Origin of the sequence: Fretibacterium fastidiosum (assembly GCF_000210715.1) — a bacterium.
GTDB lineage: Bacteria > Synergistota > Synergistia > Synergistales > Aminobacteriaceae > Fretibacterium > Fretibacterium fastidiosum.
The window spans coordinates 670,102-673,104 of sequence record NC_021038.1; the positions used below are offsets into that span (position 1 = coordinate 670,102).

Annotated in this window: 4 protein-coding genes; all 4 read left to right on the top strand. The window is 46.8% G+C overall.

The features are described from left to right. Positions 1-264, top strand: a 264-nt coding sequence (locus SY1_RS02945; protein WP_208872654.1) for an ankyrin repeat domain-containing protein, incomplete at its 5' end; no start/stop codon positions are given. A gap of 325 nt (positions 265-589) precedes the next feature. Continuing rightward, entirely contained in the window at positions 590-1,060 is a 471-nt protein-coding gene (locus SY1_RS02950) for a DUF4279 domain-containing protein (protein ID WP_208872655.1), read from the top strand. A gap of 65 nt (positions 1,061-1,125) precedes the next feature. Next, positions 1,126-2,556, top strand: coding sequence for an ankyrin repeat domain-containing protein (locus tag SY1_RS02955; protein ID WP_015556129.1), 1,431 nt, complete (start codon positions 1,126-1,128; stop codon positions 2,554-2,556). 211 nt (positions 2,557-2,767) lie between these two features. Then, the coding region (locus SY1_RS02960) for a hypothetical protein (protein ID WP_208872656.1) at positions 2,768-3,003 on the top strand (236 nt) is incomplete at its 3' end.

Here is a 3,003-nt window from a genome sequence, read left to right on the forward strand (position 1 = left end):
GCGCGGGACAACACGAACCCGGAAGTGGTCAGAGTATTGCTTGAGGCTGGAACAGATGCTAACATAAAGGATAACAAGGGATTAACGGCATTGATGCTGGCAGCGAAATGGAATTCGGACGGGGTCGTGAACACATTGCTTGATTCCGGTGCGGATATCGCCATCAAAGATGACGAGGAGAAACAAGCTGCTGATTACGCGCAAGAGAACAAAAAATTGCAGAGCACGGACACGCTTAGACGGCTGTGGGGCATATGCTGGTAAATCAAGGCAGAGCTTAAGTTTCAGTGAAGCCTTATTGAGGCTCAAACCCGTTGTTGTGTGGGTTAAGCGAACTCTGGCCTTGCTCTCGTTCGGTTCGGAAGAAAAGTGCACAAAATCTGCCTCGGCGACACGTTAAAAACTTTGCCTGCGGCTTGGAAAGGCCCCTGGTACCTTGACAATCGAATAAAAGGTATTGTGCCACGGTGCAGGAGGGCGCGAACGTGGCGGTGGAGGAGTACGGTTACGACTGGCGCGGCAACCGCATCCGGAAGTCGCGGGAGGGCGTCACGGTCCGGTATCATAAATAGGTTGGAGAGTAGTTTTTTTGTTCGGTGCACATGGAAAAAACTACTCTCCGCAATCAGTTTGGAGGGAAGGCGGATTGCGGGGAGAAATAGTCTTTGGAATCTATAGCAACAACATGGAATTTGGAGAGGAAATGGATGCAAAACTTGGGCTAATTCATACAAAAATTGGTAAAAAGGGAGACTTCTTTATGGGAAACCCCAATCTCCCGATATCAATAAACTCGTGGCGCTATGAAATGTCTTTTTGCGGATGCGACGATTTTACGACTAAAGCTCGAGACTTTTCAGAATCATTAAAGGCCAGAAAGGAAGTCATTGCAGAACTGCAGAAAAATAAGGATTATGAGGTGCGTATTACGTTTTATATACGTGCAGGAGATAATCAGATTGGCTATGCTCTAGATGCTGAAACAATGAATAATTTGTCGGCGCTGAAACTTGATTGTGGGTTCGACTTAATTTTATGGGGAGAAGAGGATGACGTATGATTTTCCCCTCTACTGTTGCCCTTGGATTGTAAATCCAAGATCCCCGGAGATATAAGGCGGTAGAGATGAAATTAACGGAGTACTTGAAGCAAGTTGTAAACGACGAGCAATGGGTTTATAAAGAGGACTGCGACCTCTATGCTTGTGGTATAACGCCAGATATCGTTGACGAGGAGCTGCTCTTGAAGGTTGCATCCAAGTTACACAAACAAAAGGAAAGGGAGTCCTTTTGGAATGACCTGCTTGATTATTTGCCAGAAAAATCTTTAACTCAAAATGTATTCGCTTATCTTTTAGAAAATAAAATTGCATTGGTCTCCCTGGCGCACAGGCGCTCTGACGATGAGAGATTGAAGAAGCTGATTCCGTATGCGGAAGAAGCGCTGTTTACATTAGCAAAGCGATATTATGGACAAAGCGAATATTATCCTTCGGATTTTAACGGCGAGAGCAAATATTCCGCCGAGGACTTTGCTGGTTTTCTTTGCGAATATTATTACGACGCGTTATTGGAGCAGCTGGGCTCGCTTAAACCGGACGATCCGGAAAAGGAAATAATACTGTTTTATTTCTATTCCAATAAGCATCGCCCGGATGTTGAAAAACTGATTGAGTTGAGGTGTCTTGAGATAACAAACGATCCCGTGATGATTCAATCGGCCTATGAGAGAAACGACCCCCTCTGTTTCCTTGCTTTGTCGAGGAATATGTTTGCCACTAGAGACATGTTGGAGTCATTGGGAAACGCGTCCGACATTGAAAATGCGTCGTGTATAAGGAGCAATGCCCGAAAGACGCTCTCGATCAAAAAGTACCTGGATTCCCATGAAGGAACTCCTCAGATCACTACCAATAAGGCATACCAGGACCCTAAAATGGCTGTGGAATGCATGACACTGCTGATGCGTACCGTATGGCAGGACACCGACTTTCAGCTCCTCAACGAGTTGCTTGCAACTGGCATGGATGTCAACGAAAAGAATGTATATGGTATGACGGCTTTGATGTATGCCGCGTGGCGGGATGTCCCCAGCATAGAGGTTGTCAGCGCATTGCTCGATGCTGGAGCGGACGTGAATGTGAAGGATGAGGGCGGCATGACGGCGCTGATGTACTCCGTGTGGGGAGAGGCACCCAATGCTGAAGTTATCGGTAGCTTGCTCGATGCTGGAGCGGACGTGAATGTGAGGGATGAGGACGGCATGACGGCGCTGATGTACTCCGTGTGGGGGGAGGCCTCCAATGTCGGAGTCATCCGTACATTGCTCGATGCCGGAGCGGACGTGAATGCAAAGGACGAAAACGGCATGACGGCATTGATGTACTCCGTGTGGGGGGATACCCCCAATGTTGAGACCATCGGTACATTACTTGATGCTGGAGCAGAAGTTAGCATGAAGGACCATGAGGGCAAGCGGGTCATTGATCATGCGAGGGTGAATGAGAGGTTAAAAGGGACGGATACGCTCAAACGCCTGGAGAACGCGAGCCGGTAAGGTAAACGCCGTAAAAAAGCATCGGCAACTTGACAATGGAATAGAGTGCCTGATCATCCTAGGGGACATGCTCATATTCAGGAAGGCGGAAAGCGAATTGCATCTATTGACGAACTAGGCGAAGTAGTAGTTGGAAAGCTGAGCGTAAAAGCAAAAAGATTTGTCGATAAATACTCACAGCAGATTAAAGATGGGATAAAGGAGTGGTATTATGCTCGGTAAAGTAACTCTTGGATCAGTAAAATCGATAACGTTGAAAGAGATCATGAAGCTAAGTGATGCGGAAATGAATGTTGTGTGCGATGCACTCTTTAATGATGATTACAATGACGAGTGGTTTGAGCAAGCAGGGCGGGAAAGCAACAGAGAGACGCTCTTAGCGCTGATAGAAAAGAGCTATTCATTATGTGGAGTTGTTGGTTTCCTTGACAACCTTTTATGCTATGT